This window comes from Pseudomonas sp. R4-15 (genome assembly GCF_055768815.1).
In genome coordinates, this window is sequence record NZ_CM147293.1 from 3,292,320 (window position 1) to 3,309,457 (window position 17,138).

At 65.4% G+C, this 17,138-nt stretch carries 11 protein-coding genes; 3 read left to right on the top strand and 8 right to left on the bottom strand.

What is annotated here, in order from left to right:
• Positions 1-2: 2 nt before the first annotated feature.
• Positions 3-1,766, top strand: a complete 1,764-nt coding sequence (locus ACYRGX_RS15690) for an aminopeptidase P family protein (protein ID WP_473053387.1) — start codon at positions 3-5, stop codon at positions 1,764-1,766.
• Between the two features lie 881 nt (positions 1,767-2,647).
• Here the strand turns inward: ACYRGX_RS15690 and queF are convergent.
• The 6 genes from queF to yegS form a co-directional block, all read right to left on the bottom strand.
• On the bottom strand, positions 2,648-3,478 hold the full coding sequence (queF, locus tag ACYRGX_RS15695) for an NADPH-dependent 7-cyano-7-deazaguanine reductase QueF (protein WP_473053388.1): 831 nt from the start codon (positions 3,476-3,478) through the stop codon (positions 2,648-2,650).
• Positions 3,479-3,572: 94 nt separating this feature from the next.
• Positions 3,573-8,363 carry a PAS domain S-box protein gene (locus ACYRGX_RS15700; RefSeq protein WP_473053389.1) on the bottom strand — a complete coding sequence of 1,597 codons (4,791 nt, stop codon included), beginning with the start codon at positions 8,361-8,363 and terminating at the stop codon, positions 3,573-3,575.
• A complete protein-coding gene (locus ACYRGX_RS15705; protein WP_473053390.1) occupies positions 8,360-10,051 on the bottom strand; it encodes a two-component system response regulator in 1,692 nt (563 codons plus the stop codon). The genes ACYRGX_RS15700 and ACYRGX_RS15705 overlap by 4 nt, the downstream gene beginning before the upstream one ends.
• 561 nt (positions 10,052-10,612) lie before the next feature.
• Positions 10,613-10,819 (bottom strand): hypothetical protein, encoded by a 207-nt coding sequence (locus ACYRGX_RS15710; protein WP_473053391.1) that lies wholly within the window; start codon positions 10,817-10,819, stop codon positions 10,613-10,615.
• 98 nt (positions 10,820-10,917) lie between these two features.
• Positions 10,918-11,721, bottom strand: coding sequence for an MOSC domain-containing protein (locus ACYRGX_RS15715; protein ID WP_473053392.1), 804 nt, complete (start codon positions 11,719-11,721; stop codon positions 10,918-10,920).
• A 71-nt stretch (positions 11,722-11,792) separates the two neighbouring features.
• Complete coding sequence (gene yegS / locus ACYRGX_RS15720; RefSeq protein WP_473053393.1) at positions 11,793-12,689, bottom strand: lipid kinase YegS; 897 nt, start codon at positions 12,687-12,689, stop codon at positions 11,793-11,795.
• Between the two features lie 131 nt (positions 12,690-12,820).
• On the opposite strand from yegS, the gene ACYRGX_RS15725 reads away from it, so the two are divergent.
• The gene (locus ACYRGX_RS15725) at positions 12,821-13,060 is read left to right on the top strand and encodes a ParD-like family protein (protein ID WP_473053394.1); all 240 of its coding nucleotides are present in this window, start codon (positions 12,821-12,823) and stop codon (positions 13,058-13,060) included.
• Complete coding sequence (map, locus tag ACYRGX_RS15730; RefSeq protein WP_473053395.1) at positions 13,053-13,844, top strand: type I methionyl aminopeptidase; 792 nt, start codon at positions 13,053-13,055, stop codon at positions 13,842-13,844. Before ACYRGX_RS15725 ends, map begins: the two co-directional genes overlap by 8 nt.
• Before the next feature lie 4 nt (positions 13,845-13,848).
• Here the strand turns inward: map and ACYRGX_RS15735 are convergent, their stop codons facing one another.
• Both ACYRGX_RS15735 and ACYRGX_RS15740 read right to left on the bottom strand, forming a co-directional pair.
• Positions 13,849-14,721 carry a YihY/virulence factor BrkB family protein gene (locus ACYRGX_RS15735; RefSeq protein WP_473053396.1) on the bottom strand — a complete coding sequence of 291 codons (873 nt, stop codon included), beginning with the start codon at positions 14,719-14,721 and terminating at the stop codon, positions 13,849-13,851.
• 147 nt (positions 14,722-14,868) lie between these two features.
• Positions 14,869-16,050 carry a DDE-type integrase/transposase/recombinase gene (locus ACYRGX_RS15740; RefSeq protein WP_473053397.1) on the bottom strand — a complete coding sequence of 394 codons (1,182 nt, stop codon included), beginning with the start codon at positions 16,048-16,050 and terminating at the stop codon, positions 14,869-14,871.
• Positions 16,051-17,138: the final 1,088 nt, after the last annotated feature.

Genomic DNA, 17,138 nt, shown 5'->3' on the forward strand with positions numbered 1-17,138 from the left:
ACATGAACGCACTGGCCGCGCTACGCGAACGCCTGAAGGCCCGGCAACTCGACGCCTGCCTGGTGCTCAGCGCCGATCCGCACCTGAGCGAATACCTGCCGGAGCACTGGCAGGTGCGGCGCTTTCTTTCCGGTTTCGATGGCTCCGCTGGCGAGCTGCTGGTGACCGCCGACTTCGCCGGCTTGTGGGTCGACAGCCGCTACTGGAGCGCCGCCGAACGCCAGCTCGAAGGCAGCGGCATCCGCATGATGAAGCTGCAGCCCGGCAGCACCCCGGTCGCCTGGGCCGCCGAGCACCTGTCCGAGGGCACCCGGCTGGCGGTGGACGGCCGCACGCTGTCACTGGACACCGCCCGGCGCCTGGGCGACACGCTGCGGCCCAAGGGTATCGAACTGCTGGAAGACTTCGACCCCGCCGAAGGGCTGTGGAACGACCGGCCACCCTTGCCGGAAGCGCCGGTCTACGCCCACGATGCGCCCTTCGCCAGCGAGTCCCGCGCCCAGAAGCTCGCGCGCCTGCGCGCACGCATGGCCGAGAAAGGCTGCCAGTGGCACCTGATCTCGGCACTGGACGATCTCGCCTGGCTGCTCAACCTGCGTGGCAGCGACGTCGAGTTCAACCCAGTATTCCTCGCCCATGCCCTGGTTGGCCAGGACGAGTTTCGCCTCTTCGCCAACCCGAGCAAATTCGATCTCGCCCTGCGCCAGCAATTGGCCGAGGACGGCGTGCAGTTGCTGCCCTACGAAGCCGCTGCCGACAGCCTCGCCTCGCTGCCCGCCGGTAGCCGTCTGCTGGTCGATCCGCTGCGCGTCACCCGCGCCCTGCTCGCCGGCCTGGGCGAAGGCGTGGAGCGCGTCGACGCGCACAGCCCCTGCCAACTGTTCAAGGCAAGCAAGAGCGACGCCGATGCCGCTCACATGCGTCAGGCGATGGAACAGGACGGCGCTGCGCTCTGCGAATTCTTCACCTGGTTCGACGAGACCATCGCCCAACGCCCGATCAGCGAGTTGGAAGTCGCCGAACGCCTGCGCGAACTGCGCGCCAGGCGCCCGGACTTCGTCGGCCTGAGCTTCGCCACCATCGCCGGCTTCAACGCCAACGGCGCCCTGCCGCACTACCGCGCCACCGAAGCCAGCCACTCGCAGATCGAAGGCGACGGCCTGCTGCTGATCGACTCCGGCGGCCAGTACCTCGGTGGCACCACCGACATCACCCGCATGGTCCCGGTGGGCCACCCCAGCGCCGCGCAAAAGCGCGATTGCACGTTGGTGCTCAAGGGCGTCATCGGCCTGTCCCGCGCGCGCTACCCCGAAGGTATTTCCGCACCGTTGCTCGACGCCCTCGCCCGCGCGCCCCTGTGGGCCGAAGGACTGGATTTCGGGCACGGTACCGGACATGGCGTGGGCTATTTCCTCAACGTCCACGAAGGCCCGCAGAGCATCGCCTTCCGCGCGCCGGTCACCCCCGAGCGGGCCATGCGCAAGGGCATGATCACCTCCATCGAGCCCGGACTGTATCGCGAAGGGGAATGGGGGGTGCGCATCGAGAACCTGGTGCTCAACGTCGAGGCCGCCGAGGGCTTCCTCGCCTTCGAGACCCTGACCCTCTGCCCGATCGACACCCGCTGCCTGGAACCGGCACTGCTCGAACCCCACGAGCGCGCCTGGCTGGATGCCTACCACCGCGAGGTTCGCCAACGCCTCAGCCCGCTGCTGGAAGGCGCGGCGCTGGCCTGGCTGACTGAACGCACGCAAGCGCTGGGCTGAGCGATACGGCGACGGGGCGGGCTCACGGGCTTGCCTTTCTTCACGGCTCCCCCTCTCCCGCGAGGGGAGAGGGAGCGTTCGTGTCCAGACCGGCGACATGGGTAACAGCGCAGCGGCCGAACTTCACGCCGAAAAAACCTCGGGGGTATGAAGACCGCGTGCTGGGGTTCATCACGGGGCTCCCCCTCTCCCCGGCCCTCTCCCGCGAGGGGAGAGGGAGAGTTCGTGTCCAGACCGGCGAGATCGGTAACAGCGCCGTGGCCGAACTTCACGCCGAAAAAACCTCGGGGGTATGAAGACCGCGTGCTGGGGTTCATCACGGGGCTCCCCCCTCTCCCCGGCCCTCTCCCGCGAGGGGAGAGGGAGCGTTTGTGCCCAGACCGGCGACATGGGTAACAGCGCAGTGGCCGAACTTCACGCCGAAAAAACCTCGGGGGTATGAAGGCCGCGTGCTGGGGTTCATCACGGGCTCCCCCCTCTCCCCGGTCCTCTCCCGCGAGGGGAGAGGGAGAGTTTGTGCCCAGACCGGCGAGATTGGTAACAGCGCCGTCGCCGAATATCACCCGAAAAGCCCTCGGGGGCATGAAGGCCGCGTGCTGTGGTTCATCACGGGCTCCCCCTCTCCCCAGCCCTCTCCCGCGAGGGGAGAGGGAGCGTTCGTGCGGTATTGATTGGCAGCGTGCGCTCGGGCGCTACTCTGCATCAACCTCGATTGATGCCCGCATACCCATTCTGCCGGTGTGATTTGTGGTTGCATACCGTGCTGGATTGCTTGGCAGCGCAGCAGCTGGGGCGGTCTGGTCTGCCATCTATCGCAACGGCTTGCACGGTTAGCCCCTCTCCCCCCGCGGGAGAGGGGTTGGGGAGAGGGGGAGCCCGGCCTATTGCCTCACCAACCGCCGGTTTTCCCAAACCATCGGCGCACTGCTGCGACAGGGATTGATGTCCAGCCCGCCGCGACGCACGTAGCGCGCCGACACGCTCAGGTGCTCGGGCTCCAGCAGTGCCAGCAGATCGAGATAGATGCGCTCGACGCACTGCTCATGGAAGTCCTGATGCTGGCGAAAGCCGATCAGATAACGCAGGAAACTAGCGTGGTCCAACTGCTTGCCCCGGTAGCTCACCGCCAGGGAGCCCCAGTCAGGCTGGCCGGTCACCGGGCAGTTGGATTTGAGCAGGTGACTATGGAAGGCGTCGTCGACGACCTCGAGCGAGGCCAGGCTCAGCAGCTCGGCGCGCGGTGCGGCGTGTTCATCGATCGTCACGTCCAGGTCGTCGATGCAGACACCCGGCAAGCCCACGAACCCTTCCGCCGCCACCTCGTCGAGGGCACGCAGGCGTACTCCGACCGGAGCGCCCGCGGCGTTCGACAAGTCCTTGGCAAGGGTGCGTTCCAGCTCCTCGCTCGTTGCGTACACCGTCTGGTTCAGCGAGTTCAGGTAGAGCTTGAACGACTTGGACTCGATGATGTTCGGCGAGTCGGCCGGGATCGCGAACTCACCGATCGCCACCACCGGCTTGCCCGAAGGCAGCAGCCAGGAGAGTTCGTAGCAGTTCCAGAAGTCCACGCCATGGTAGGGCAGGTTTCCGACCTGCAGTCCCAGCTCGGTCCATTTCGGCAGCCGCGCGATGGGGAACAACAGTTCGGGGCTGTAGTGGGCGACGTATTCGCTGGACTTGCCCAGCGGCGAATGGACGGCAGGATGGGACATGGGCGGACTCTGTTGCAAAAACGGCGGCGCAGTATAAAGGACGTCGAGGCCCGCTGCCGCCTCACCCGCCCGACGTACACAGCGAGCGACCGGGCTAGCTCGGCAGCTCGGCGATCAGACGCCGGACCAGTTGCCGCGCCGCGCGATAGTCGAGCGCCGCGATGCGTGCGGTGAGCTCGGCGTAAAGCGTGCTGTAGGCGGCCGGCAAACGCTCGCGCAACGTCCGTGCAGTATCGCTGGCCGCTAGATTGGCGCTCTCCAGCTCGCTGGCAAGACGCTGCAACAGCACCTGCAGGTCCTCGTCTGAGACTTCCGCGGAGGGCTTGGGAGTCTGCGCCTCAGCCCCGGCGAAACGCTGCGACAGCAAAACCAGGCTCTGCTGCAACAGGTCCATCAGCTCGCCTTTCCAGTCGGCCACGCCCAGCTCGGCGAGAACGGCCTTGTCATGTCGGCGCAGGCCTTGCTCCAGCACACCGGCGCGGCGCGACAAGGCTACCGCGCCCGCAGTCGCGGCACTGCCCTTGATTGCATGCAGCGCAGCACGTGCAGGCTCGGCCTCTCCGGCGGAGCAGGCTTCCTCGAGACGTTCGAGCAGCAGTTTCACATCGTGCCCGAGGCTCGGCAGGGCCGACGCGATCAATCCGCGATCACCGCCGAAGCGCGCCAGCATCGCATCCTGGGGTTCCAGCAGATCGTCAGCCGTATCGTCCTGAACCGCAGCCACAGGCGCCGGAGCCTCACTGGGCGCAGCGACGTGACCAGTCCAGCGCAGGATCTTCTCGACCATTTTTTCCAGGTCAACCGGCTTGCCCAGGTGATCATCCATGCCCGCGGCCAGACATGCCTGGCGATCGCTTTCGGAAACGTTGGCGGTCATCGCCACGATCGGCAGGGTCGCGTAGCGCTTCTGCTCGCGAATCCTGCGCGTCGCCTGCAAGCCATCGATGTCCGGCATCTGCATGTCCATCAACACCAGGTCGAAGGGATCCGCATTGCTTTGCAGTACCTTGCGAACACCAATCTCGCCCCCTTCGGCGAGCTCGACTCGCGCTCCCTCACCGGCGAGCAGGGCCTGGGCGACCTGGCGATTGAGCTGGTTATCCTCGACCAGCAACAGGTGCAGCCCCTGCAAACGGCGCTTGGCCGGTGCCTGCTCGGCTTCGCTCGGCAGATTGCCGGTGAGCGCGCGCTCCACGCAGTCACGCAACTGCTCCGGAGTCACCGGCTTGCTGAGAAACGCCGAGAAGGCAGGTTCAGTCTCGAACTGCGCATCGGCCAGTACCTCACGACCGAACGCGCTGACCATCACCACCACCGGCGGCTTGTCATGACCGGGCAGGCTACGCAGGCGCCGCGCGGTCGCCAGGCCGTCGAGGCCGGGCATCTGCCAGTCCATCAGCAACACGTCGTAGGGGCGCCCCGCCTGGCGCGCGCGCTCGACCATCTCCAGGGCGGCCAGCCCGGAGTCGCAGCTGTCCACCCGCCAACCGAGCGCGGCGGCGGTACGGCAGAGCACGTCGGCGGAGGCTGCATTGTCCTCCACCACCATCAACCGCAAGACCTGTTCGGAGGGCTCGCAAAGCAGTTCGTCGGGAGTCTCGCAGCCCAGCTCGATATCGAACCAGAAGCGGCTGCCCTCCCCCGGCCGGCTCCGCAGCTCCAGGCTTCCCCCCATCAGCTCGACGAGGCGCTGGCAGATCACCAGCCCCAACCCGGTACCGCCAAAACGGCGGCGGGTCGAGGCTTCGGCCTGGGTGAAGCCCTCGAAGATGCGCTGGCGTTGTTCGGGATCGATACCGATCCCCGAGTCGGTTACCGAGAAACGCAGGCGCACACGGTTTCCCTCCAGTTCGAGACGCTGTACGGCGACCACCACCTGACCGCGTAGGGTGAACTTCAGCGCATTGCCGGCGAGATTCACCAAGACCTGCTTCAGGCGCAGGCCATCGCCGAGCAGGGTGCGCGGCACCCGCGGATCCAGGTCGAACATCACCTCGACCGGCTTCTCGCCCTGGTTGCCGGAGAGAATCACGCCGAGCTGGCGCATCAGGTCTTCTAGCTCGAAGGCATGCACGTCGAGTTGCAGCTTGCCGGCCTCGATCTTGGAGTAGTCGAGGATGTCGTTGAGCAGCTCCAGCAAGGCCCAGGCCGCCTGTCGCGACTTGTCCACGTAGTCGCGCTGCAGCGTATCCAGGCGCGTGCGCTGCAGCAGTTGCAGCATGCCCAGCACGGCGTTCATCGGCGTGCGAATCTCGTGGCTCATGTTGGCGAGGAACGACGACTTCGCCGCACTCGCCTCGTCCGCCGCCTGGCGCGCGCGCTGCAGGTAGCGGGCCTGCTCCTGCTGCTCGCTGACGTCCAGGTTGATGCCGGTCAGGCGCACCGCCTTGCCGTGTTCATCACGCTCCACACGGGCGCCGGCCTTGACGTAGCGAACCTCGTCGTCGTCGGGCAGCAGAATGCGGAAGGTCGGCGTGAAGGGCAGATCGTGCTCGATCAGCCCTTGCAGGGCCGCCTCAGTGCTCGCGACGTCATCCGGATGCAGCCGCTCGCGCCAATGCTCGTAGCGCAGTTGCGGAGCCAGCGCCGGATCCAGCCGGTACAGCTCGAACATCCGCGCATTGAATACCAGCGCGCCATCCGCCAGTTCCCAGGCCCAGATCCCCAGCTCCGCCGCCTCGGCTGCCAGCAACAGGTGGTCTCGAACCTCCAGCAGCTCGCGGCGCTGATGCTCCTGCTCCGTGATGTCGATGACCACGCAGACGAAGAGGCGCTCGCCCGCTTCGTCCATCGCACCGATGGAAACCCGTGCAGGGAAATCACTGCCGTCTCGCCGACGCCCGGTCAGCGCCCAACTGTCGCTATCCCCAGGACGGGCATGGGCGACGAAGTGCCCTGGCCCGCTCTCCGCTTCGCTCCAGGCGGACGGCAATAACCGTTCGATGGGCTGGCCGATGGCTTCCTCGCGGGCATAGCCGAAAACCCGGCTGCCGGCGGGGTTGATCGACTGAACCACGCCTGCCGCGTCCAGGCTGAGCACCGGATCGACCACGGTGTCGAGGATCGCCCGCGTCAACGCCAGGCTGGTCGCCAGGCGCTGCTCGTAAACCTGGCGTTCGGAAAGATCGACGATGATGCCGAGGATACCCAGCGGGCGCCCCTGGCCATCGGCGATGGGCGACTCCACCAGGCTCACCGTCACCAGGCTGCCATCCTTGCGCCGCAGCAGGCGCTGGTCGGCAGAGGCGCCCGCATCGCTGGCGATGAAATCACTGGCGCGTAGGCGCCCCACCGCCTCTTCCGCGCTATAACCCAGCATCCGCTCGGCGCCCGGGTTGAAGATGTGCACGAGGCCTTGCGCATCGGTGCTGTAGATACCCAACTCACGGGTCGACTGCAGGACGCCGGAAAGCAGCTGGTCCAGCTGCGTCAGCTCCTCGGTCCGGCGAGTGACCTCCTGCTCCAGACTCGATGCCAGCGCGCGCATCTGCTCGGATTCGGCCTTCTGCTCGGTGATGTCGCGCACCGTGCTGGACATGCCGACGATGCCCCCGTGCTCGTCGTGGATCGGCGAGCCACTGAGTGAAACCGCAAACACCCGGCCATCGCGGGTACGTGCTCGGCCCTCGACCTCGGCGAGTGTTTCTCCTGCTGCAACCCGCTGACGCAAGCGTGCCTCGGCCGCCTGCTCTTCCGGCGGCAGGATCAGATCCGCCAACGCTCGCCCGACCGCCTCATCGGCGGAATAGCCGAACAGCAACTCGGCGCCACGGTTCCAGCCGATGACACGACCTTCCAGATCCTCACCGATGATGCAATCCGAGGAATGCTCGACCAGGCTGCCCAGTTGCAGTCGCGCGCGCTGTATCTGCCGCTGCTGCGCCCGACTGACAGTGAGCGTGCCAGCCAACAGCGCCAGCAGCAGGCTGGCCAGCGCACCGCCACCCGCCAGCAGCATCGGCGGCACGAGATTGAGTTGCGCGATGAACGCCGGCGTCGCTTCCATCTGCAGGCGCCAGCGCCTGCCGAGTACATCGATATCCTGGCTGTGATCACTGCGGAAGCTGCCCTGCTCGCCGCCGCCACTGGTATAGAAAGGCTGCTCGCTGGCGGGATTGGTGATGTCGCTGATCGCCACGTGCACGCGGCGCTGGCTGAGCTGCAGGCTGTCCAGCACCTCGCCCATCATCAGGGCCGCATAGGTCCAGCCGAACAGTGCCTGGCGCCGCCCGGCAATGCTGTCCGGGACTTCGATGGTGCGATACACCGGCAACAGGATGAGGAACGACTGGTGCATCGCCCCCTTGGCCTGGACCAGCGTGATCGGCCCACTCAGACGTACCTCGCCACTGTCCATCGCGGACTGGGCGGCATTGCGCCGATTAGCCTCGGAGGCAATGTCCAACCCCAGCGCCGGCGCATTGACCGTCAGCGGCTCGACATACTGGATGACGAAATGCTCATCGGCGGAGGGCCCCAGGCCATGCACGTTGAAGTCCGGCGCATCGTCACGGCGCACGCGCTCGATGAAGGCCGCCAGATCCTCGGGCATCACCCGGCGAATGAAGCCGAAGCCGCGCGCGCCCGGAAACTCCCGCGCCAGATCGCGGGTACGGCTGTAGCGGCGAAACAGATCGCGGGTGATCTCCTCCTCACCGGCAACGAGGACCGCTCCCCGGGCGCCCCGCAGGCCATACTGGTAGAGCGTCACCCGCTCGGCGATAGCCGCAGCCAGGCGCTCGCCAGTCAAGTCCAGCGCGTCGGAGAGCTGGCGTTTGTTGAAGCCGGCCAAGCCCCAGGTCGCGATGGCGGTACACAACAACCCGACGATCAAGAACAATCCCGCGCTGCGCCGGAATCCGGGCGCAGAGATCGGCAGCTTCATTCCCCTGCTCCATCCAGGCTGAAGCGCTGCAGGAAGCGCCCCATGTCATCGAAGGTCATTGGCCGGCAGTAAAGGAAGCCCTGCATCACCTCGCATCCCTTACGCAGCAATTCATCGGCCTCGGCCTGCAATTCCACACCCTCCGCGACGGCCTCCATCCCCAACGCCTTCGCCAAACCGATGATCGCGTCGATGATTGCGCTTTCGCGCGGACCGTCGAGCATGTCGGTGACGAAGCTGCGGTCGATCTTCAGCACGTCCACGGGGAAGCGCTTGAGGTAGGCCAGGCTCGAATAGCCGGTGCCAAAATCGTCGATGGACAGGCGCACGCCCAGCTGCTTGAGCTCCAGCAGCATGCCCATGGTCAACTCCACGTCCTGCGCCAGCACGCCTTCGGTGATCTCCAACTCGAGGCATTCGGCCGGCAACGAGGTGTCCGCCAGAACCTGGCGAATCGCCGTCAGCAGGCTGTTGTCGCGGAACTGCACGGCGGAGATGTTCACGCTAACCTTCTGCTCCACGCCCTGTCCGCGCCAGCGCATCAGGTCCTCGCAGGCGCGGCGCAACACGAACTGACCGATCGGCAGGATCAGCCCACTCGCCTCGGCCTGCGGAATGAACTCGCCGGGGCTGACCAATTCGCCCTGCAGGTCGCGCCAGCGCACCAGGGCTTCCAGACCATTCACGCAACCGTTCCGCACATCGACCTTGGCCTGGTAGAAGACCTCGAAGCGCTTGCTGTCCAACGCCTCGCGCAATTGCTGCTCCAGGCGATAGCGATCACGAATATCGCGCTCGATGGACTGGCAGAAGAAGCCATAGCTGAAGCGCCCGCGCTCCTTGCTCTTGTACATTGCCGCCTCGGCATGCCGGTAGAGCGAGGACAGGTCCTGGCTGTCATCCGGAAACACACCGACGCCGATGCTTGCGGTGAGGTCGTAGCGGTTCTCGCCAACCTGGTAAGGCTTGCCGATTTCCTCGAGCAGGTTCTCCGCACAGCGATGCAGGAACTCGAAGTCCTCCACCTCCGGCAGCAATACGACGAACTCGTCGCCGCCCAGACGGCTCACGGTATCCACCGGCCGCACCGCGTGGCGCAGGCGCCAGGCCACGGTCTTGAGCAGGGCATCGCCGACCGCGTGGCCGAGGCTGTCGTTGAGCGCCTTGAAGTTGTCCATGTCGACCAGCAGCATGGCCACGCGGTGCCCATGTTCGAGCGCCTGCCGCGTCGCCTGCTCGGTGCGGTCCTGCAGCAGGACCTTGTTCGGCAACTGGGTCAGAGAATCGTAGTGCGCCAGGCGCGTGGCTTCACGACGCAAGGCCACGTGAGTCTTCACCCGCTCGCGGATGATCGGCAGGTTGAGCGGCTTCTGCAGGAAGTCCACCGCGCCATGTTGCAACGCCTTGAGCTCGTATTCGGGGCCCTGGTGGACGGTGACGAAGATCACCGCGGTATCGCAAATATTCGGATCACGCTTGATGCTGCGGCATACCCAGTAGCCATCCAGGCCGGGGAGTTCGACATCGAGCAGCACGACGTCCGAACGACACTGCCGTGCCAGCGTGAGCGCCGACTGCGCATCGGTAGCGAAATGCACCGAGCCCAACCCCGCCACCGCCTCGCGGAGGATCTGGATATCGGCGGTTATGTCATCGACGATCAGGATGGAGGGCGTGTAGTTGAACATCTAAACCCCAGGCACAAACGCGAATGACAGTGGAATTCGCGCTCCTGCGGTATCTGCGCATCCTGCGCGACCGATGCCCGGAGGCCCGCAATTCCGAAAGCGGACGGCATCGTGCCATCCCCCACCTATTTCATAGTCGCTGATATGCAGGAGCGTCAAGGCAACCTGCCTGCCGAATGCGTGGGGCGCGGGGAATGACCAGCGATAGCGGATCCCCCTCTCCCCAACCCCTCTCCCGCGAGGGGAAAGGGGCTTTTGGGTGTCGCTCCGAATTTCGAGCGCTTCGCCTGCACCGCGGCCACAAACGCCCGTCTCTCGGGACGAGTGCCTTACGGGAATCCGGAGATGAATGTGATGGTCCTTGCGCGATGACAGCGAAAACGTCCCTTTCCCTTCACGGGAGAGGGCGGGTTCATGCACGGCAGTCTCGGCAAACCGCCCCCTCTCCCTTCACGGGAGAGGGACGGGGAGAGGGTGATCCACGTCTGTGCCCCGCCATCGCGGCACAGGCGTCTGAGGACCGAGCCCATCACTCGCGGGCAATGCCAAGCCAATAGGCAGCTAGCGCCGCGAGCCTGCGTAATGCACCTGCTCAGGCTCCGCCCTCAACGCAGCGCTAACGCGCTCGCGCTGGGGTTGGGTAAGCGCCATGCCGAGCTTCTGCTGCAACGCACGCCGCGACACCTGCTCGGCGGGCGTGCCGAGTGCGCGGAAATAGCTATCGATAGCCTGAGCCAGGCGCGCGTCGGTGATGGTCTCCAAAAACATGCAGGCCTCCCGTGGCCAAGTGACTTCCTGTTTTTGGAATCTTAGCCAAGCAACCCGGTTCGCTCCATTCGTCGAGACGGGCGGCTGTCGAGACACCGTCAGTCGAGCACCTTGACCGGCATGCCCTCCTCCAGCACGCCCTCGCCGTCAGCGATCAGGTTCTGCCCGAAGTACACCTGGCCGTCCTGCTTGCGGAAGCGTGCGAGGGTGGTCAGCGGTTCCAGGTCGGGGCTGCGTTCGCCGCTGTCCGGGTCGAGGGTGACGATCGCGCAGCGCGAGCAGGGCTTGGCCACTCGGAACACCAGGTCACCGATCTGCAGACTCCGCCAGCCGTCCTCGGCGAACGCCTGGTCACCATCGATGACCAGGTTGGGACGAAAGCGCCGCATGTCCAGTTCACGTCCGACCCGCGCATTGAGGTCGGCCAGCGACGCCTGGCTGGCGAGCAGCAGCGGGAAGCCATCGGCGAAGGCGACCCGATCCTCCGGCCGTGCATAGTCTGGGTCCACCGGGCGCTGGCTGGGCAACGGCATGTGTACCAGGCGACAGCTACGCCCCAGCCAGTCGCTCAGCCACTGGGCCGCGGCATCGCCGGCATCCGGGACCTGCAGGAGATCGCGCCAGACACTTACGCCGCGTGCCTCGGCGCCCACTTCCGGCACCGCCACCTGCACCTCGCCAGCCGCTTCAGCGAACAGCCGCAGGGCGCCATCGGCCTGCTCCTGGACCTTCAGGCCCGTCATCTTCGACAGCTGCCGCTGCGTCAGGAAGCGCCCGCTGGCGGCGTCCACAACCATCCATCGGCGGTCCCCCGTCAGCCCCAGGGCGCCCACCGGCGAACGCGACAAGCGCTCACCAGCGGCCGATTTGACGGGATAACGGTAGAGGGCGACGAGCTTCATCGAGAGCACTTCCAGCTGATTGAAGAGCCGGCAGCATAGCGGTCCCAACGCCGGGGTGCACCCGTGAGACGCTAACCCGCGAGTAGCGGCGATTCCGCCGGCAGGTGCATGCGCAGCGCACCCGGGCGGACTTCGATACGCAGCTTGCGGGTGGTCAGCGGCTCACCGTCGAGGTTCAGGTGCAGATCGTCGGGGGTTTCCACCTCGACCCACGGCAGCCGCGCGGAGAGGGTTACCGCTTCCATCCCACGCATCCCGCCGTTCACCAGGGTCGCCAGGGTCTCCACCGCGTCCTTGGGTTCCGGGAGGATGCACAGGTCGAGCAGGCCATCGTCGATGTGTGCCCCTGGGCAGAGCATGTGTCCGCCGCCGGCCTGGCGGCCGTTACCGATGCCCAGCACCAGGAAATACCCTTCCCACTCGAAATCCGGGCCACGAAAGCGGCCGAATGCCGAAGTCATCTCCGAGAAGCGGGTAAGCCCGGTGAGCAGATAGGCGCCGCCACCGAGGGTGCGCTTGAGCTCCTCCGGCGTCTGCACGGTGATCTTGGTGCCGAAGCCGCCCGTGGCCATATTGACGAACAACTGGCCTTGGGCATCGCCCAGGTCCACCGCTACCGGCGGCTGTTCCACCAATGCGAGGGCCTTGTCCAGCTCCAGCGGCAGCCCCGCGGAATGGGCGAAATCGTTGGCGGCACCCAGCGGCAACACCGCCAGGCTCGCGTCATGGCCACTGTGATGCAGCGCGTTGGCGACTTCGCTGACGGTCCCGTCGCCGCCGCCGGCGATGACCACCGGATAATCTTCGCGCTGTGCCTCACGCACCAGGCGCTCGGCGTCACCCGGCTCCCAGGTCAGGCGTACCGCCAGATCCCAACCGGCCTTGCGCCGCTCGCCCACCAGCGCGCGCACGTCGTCGTTGCCGGCCTGCTTGCCGTTGAGGATGAGAAAAGCCCGGGGAGCGGTCATCGCAAGGTCTCTGTCTGAGCTGTCCATCGGATCGGACGGCCTGGCAAAAGTTCGCCCGCTCCCGGCCCAGGGTTTCGTCAGCGGGCGTTTGAATATATGATTCGCTTACATTTCATATACGGAGCCTCACAATGGGCATCGTCAAGATATCCGACGACATGCACGAGAGCCTGCGCGTAGCCAGCGTGGCGCTGAGCCGCTCGATCAACGCCCAGGCCGAGCACTGGCTGCGCATCGGCATGCTCGCCGAACTGCACCCGGATCTGGATCACCGCGCCCTTTCTCGCCTGCTGGTCGAAGAACAGCGGCAAGGCGGCCTGTCGCTCGAACGCCTGTGCCGCGATAGCGTGGCCGGAGGCGCGCATGCCTAAACGCATCACCCTGCACTCCCCGCAGCAGGTCGCCAAATCCCGCGAAGCGGGCAAGCTGGCCGCCGACGTGCTGGCGATGATCAGCGAATACGTGCAGCCGGGCGTGACCAGCGACGAGCTCGACCGTCGCTGCAACGAGTACATCGTCAAGGTGCAGAAGACCATTCCGGCGAACGTTGGCTACCACGGTTTTCCCAAGACCATCTGCGCCTCGGTCGACGAGGTGATCTGCCACGGCATTCCCTCCGCCAAACCGCTGGCCGAGGGCAGCATCCTCAACATCGACGTCGCGATCATCAAGGACGGCTGGTACGGCGACACCAGTCGCATGTATTACCTCGGCACGCCCTCGGACGAAGCGCGCAAACTGGTGGAAACCACCTACGCAGCGATGTGCGCCGGCATCCGCGCAGTGCGCCCGGACGCTACGCTCGGCGACATCGGCCATGCCATTCAGCAGGTCGCCGAGGGGGAAGGTTTCTCGGTGGTCCAGGAGTATTGCGGACACGGAATCGGCACCGTCTACCACGACGATCCTCAAGTGCTGCACTTCGGCCGTTCCGGCCTGGGCCTGCGCCTGAAGCCGGGGATGATCTTCACCATCGAACCCATGCTCAACGCCGGCGCCCGCCACAGCCGCACCCTCGCCGACGGCTGGACGGTGGTCACCCGCGACCGCTCGCTCTCGGCACAGTGGGAACACATGGTCACCGTGACCGACGACGGCTTCGAAGTCCTCACGCCCTGGCCAGACGAAATTCCCGGGCTCACCGCGATCCGCTGATCCGCTAGTCCAGACGCTTCTCGCCCGGGTCCTTGCCCTCGGGCGAGTAGTGTTCGATCACCGCGTTCATCTCGGCACCGAACAGCAACACCGCGGACGAGATGTAGAAGTACAGCATCAGCACGATCACCGCCCCGATGCCGCCGTACAGCGCGTTGTAGTTGGCGAAGTTCTGCACGTAGAAGCCAAAGCCGAGCGAGGCCGCCACCCAACCGATCCCGGCGAAGATCGAGCCCGGCGTAATGAAGCGAAACTCCTGTTCCACATCCGGCGCCACGTAGTACACCACCGCCAACGCCAGGATCAGCAGGAAAACCGCCAGCGGCCAGCGCAGCAGTGCCCAGAGCGTCACCATGAACTGCTCCACGCCCACCTGGCGCGCCAGCCAGTTCATCAACTCCGGCCCGATCACCATCAGCGCCGCCGCCGACAGCAGCATCCCGGTCAGGCCGATGGTGTAGAACACCGACAGCGGAAAACGCTTCCAAACGGGCCGTCCTTCGCGCACGTCATAGGCCTTGTTGGTCGCCTCCATCACTAGGCGCACCGCCGCCGAGGACGTCCACAGCGCCACCAGAATCCCGAGGGAAAACAGCCCACCGCGCTGCTCTTGGAAGCGGTCGATCACCGGATCGATCTGCGCCATCGCATCCATCGGCAGCAACAGCGCCGCTTGCTGGCGTAGCCAGTCGAAGAAGGGTTGCAGATCCAGATAGCCGATCAGCGCGACGAGGAAGATCAGGAACGGGAACAGCGAAAAGAACATCTGGTAGGCGAGCGCCGCCGCGTAGATCGCCAACGAATCCCGGTTGAACTCGACGACCGTGCGCTTGGCCAGCTCGAATACGCTCAAGCCCTTGGTTTCGATTGAAAACATGCCTTCCGACGCCCGCTCCGCTGGACAAAGCCTGAGAAAAACACGAAATACCTGAATAGGCCAAGCCTTGGGCATCGCCGTACCTCATGCGGTTCCCCCTCTCTGTGCAACCGGAGCATAGGTAACAAATTAAACCGGCAGCATGGGTTACACCTTTCCCCTCGCATGCCATTGGGATGCGGGCTCCAATCGTGAAGTCTGCAGGTTGATGTAACCCAGCAGGTGAAAGCTATAACGCACCTCCAGGCGTCCATCATCGACTTCACGTAACCCCACACGATGCTGGGCTAGCAGCTCGCTGATGTAGACGAGGCGGCCTTTGCACTTGATCTCACCGTTTTGTCGAACGTTGCGTACCTGCTGGTCCTCGTTGTACTCGACAGGCCGCTGCACTGGCGAATACCGGCGCAGCGAGGCTTGATATAGGCTCGCTGGCGTATATCTGTCCAAACCTTCATGGCTACGGTGCTCGTTGAACTCTTTGCGAAATGCGGCTAATGCTGCCTGTTGAGCGAGCGCCGACGTTCCACGCAGCTGATCACCGATAGCCCGATTGAGTGATCCATGCATGCGCTCATGACGAGCATTTTGCGTCGGCGTGCCCGGCCGGGTGCGATGCACTCGGATGCCTAATTCAACCCACCACTTCGACAAGCGCGTCAGGCCTCCCGCGCCTCGACTGGCAAAGGGGGAGCCGTTGTCGGTCAAGAGCCCCTCGGGCAAGCCATACTCATGGAAAACCCATTCGAAGATTGGCTTGGCCTGCGCGTAATCAGGGGCCTGCACGGCATGGCAGCCAAGCAGGAAACGGCTGGCGTTGTCCGTCACCGTCAAGGGATAGCACCAGTGCCCGCCCTGCGTAACGTACTGACCTTTGTAGTCCGCGCTCCACAACGCATTGTTGCTGCGGCCTAGCTCGAAGGGCTCGGACGCCGCTGGATAGGGCCTACGATAGCGCCGCTGTTTGACCAGCCCAGCAGACTTGAGCACCTCACCGGCGGTACTGTCCGCCGGCCAATCGTGGCCAGGCCGCTCGCGGCGCAACAGGTCCATCACCTTCTTGGGACCAAAGCTGGGATGCTCTTTCTTGACGGCTACGATCTGCTCAGCCACCTGCGGATTTACCGCATGCGGGCAGCTGTGAGGGGCTTTAGAGCGCTCCACCAAACCCTCGGCTCCCGCCCGCTGATAGCGCTCGATCCATTTATAGACGGTCTTGCGGCTCAGCCCATAGCCCACGGCAAGCTCACTAATCGAGTACCGGGCGCTTAGCCAGTCGGCAATCAGCTTTACCTTCAAATCCATTACACAAGTCTCTTTCCAGGGCATGGGCAGCACCTCCTGCTCACACCGTAACTTGTGTAACCCATCCTCCCGGTCTCGTTTGTTACCCATGTTGCCGGTTTGGACACCCCCGACCCCTCTCCCGCGAGGGGCGAGGGGAGCACAGCGGTGCAGTGCCTCGGGACGGAGATGCTGGCGCTTTCGAGCAGTGCAGTTGCGTAAAGCAGCTCTTCGAGCCACTGCACGGTGAAGCCGCTCACGACCAGGTCGGCGCGGCACCGTGTAGCCCCTCGTCCCTCGTGGAAGAGGGGTTGGGGAGAAAGGGAAACCCGCAGGCTTCTACAGCGCTACGCCCCCTTCTCGAACAACTGCAGCTGAGCCGCTCACGACCAGGTCGGAGCGGCACCGGATAGCCCCTCGCCCCTCGTGGGAGAGGGGTTGGGGAGAGGGGGAGCCACAGAAACAACGTCACCGGCCCCCTCTCCCCGGCCCTCTCCCACGAGGGGAGAGGGAGCGTTCGTCCAAACCGGCAGCATGGGTAACAGACGGGACCGGGCGTCGGGCTACACGCAGGACAGCGCAGGCACCGCGCCGTGACCGAGGACCACGCCGAAAGCCCCTCGCCCCGCGTGGGAGAGGGGTTGGGGAGAGGGGGAACGACAGAAACAACGTCACCGGCCCCCTCTCCCCGGCCCTCTCCCACGAGGGGAGAGGGAGCGTTCGTCCAAACCGGCAGCATGGGTAACAGACGGGACCGGGCGTCGGCCTACACGCAGGACAGCGCAGGCACCGCGCCGTGACCGAGGACCACGCCGAAAAAGCCCCTCGCCCCTCGTGGGAGAGGGGTTGGGGAGAGGGGGAACGACAGAAACAACGTCACCGGCCCCCTCTCCCCGGCCCTCTCCCACGAGGGGAGAGGGAGCGTTCGGCCAAACCGGCAGCATGGGTAACAGACGGGACCGGGCGTCGGGCTACACGCAGGACAGCGCAGGCACCGCGCCGTGACCGAGGACCACGCCGAAAGCCCCTCGCCCCTCGTGGGAGAGGGGTTGGGGAGAGGGGGAGCCACGTAAACAACGCCCAGGCCCCCAACCAACCGTCACCTCCCCCGAACGCTCCCCGCAACGCCACAG

Bases quoted from the DNA above. Each gene is read 5' to 3' on its own strand.
- ACYRGX_RS15700 (WP_473053389.1), bottom strand. From the start codon at position 8,363: ATGAAGCTGCCGATCTCTGCGCCCGGATTCCGGCGCAGCGCGGGATTG.
- ACYRGX_RS15710 (WP_473053391.1), bottom strand. From the start codon at position 10,819: ATGTTTTTGGAGACCATCACCGACGCGCGCCTGGCTCAGGCTATCGAT.
- yegS (WP_473053393.1), bottom strand. From the start codon at position 12,689: ATGACCGCTCCCCGGGCTTTTCTCATCCTCAACGGCAAGCAGGCCGGC.
- ACYRGX_RS15715 (WP_473053392.1), bottom strand. From the start codon at position 11,721: ATGAAGCTCGTCGCCCTCTACCGTTATCCCGTCAAATCGGCCGCTGGT.
- ACYRGX_RS15690 (WP_473053387.1), top strand. From the start codon at position 3: ATGAACGCACTGGCCGCGCTACGCGAACGCCTGAAGGCCCGGCAACTC.
- ACYRGX_RS15725 (WP_473053394.1), top strand. From the start codon at position 12,821: ATGGGCATCGTCAAGATATCCGACGACATGCACGAGAGCCTGCGCGTA.
- map (WP_473053395.1), top strand. From the start codon at position 13,053: ATGCCTAAACGCATCACCCTGCACTCCCCGCAGCAGGTCGCCAAATCC.
- ACYRGX_RS15735 (WP_473053396.1), bottom strand. From the start codon at position 14,721: ATGTTTTCAATCGAAACCAAGGGCTTGAGCGTATTCGAGCTGGCCAAG.
- queF (WP_473053388.1), bottom strand. From the start codon at position 3,478: ATGTCCCATCCTGCCGTCCATTCGCCGCTGGGCAAGTCCAGCGAATAC.
- ACYRGX_RS15705 (WP_473053390.1), bottom strand. From the start codon at position 10,051: ATGTTCAACTACACGCCCTCCATCCTGATCGTCGATGACATAACCGCC.
- ACYRGX_RS15740 (WP_473053397.1), bottom strand. From the start codon at position 16,050: ATGCCCTGGAAAGAGACTTGTGTAATGGATTTGAAGGTAAAGCTGATT.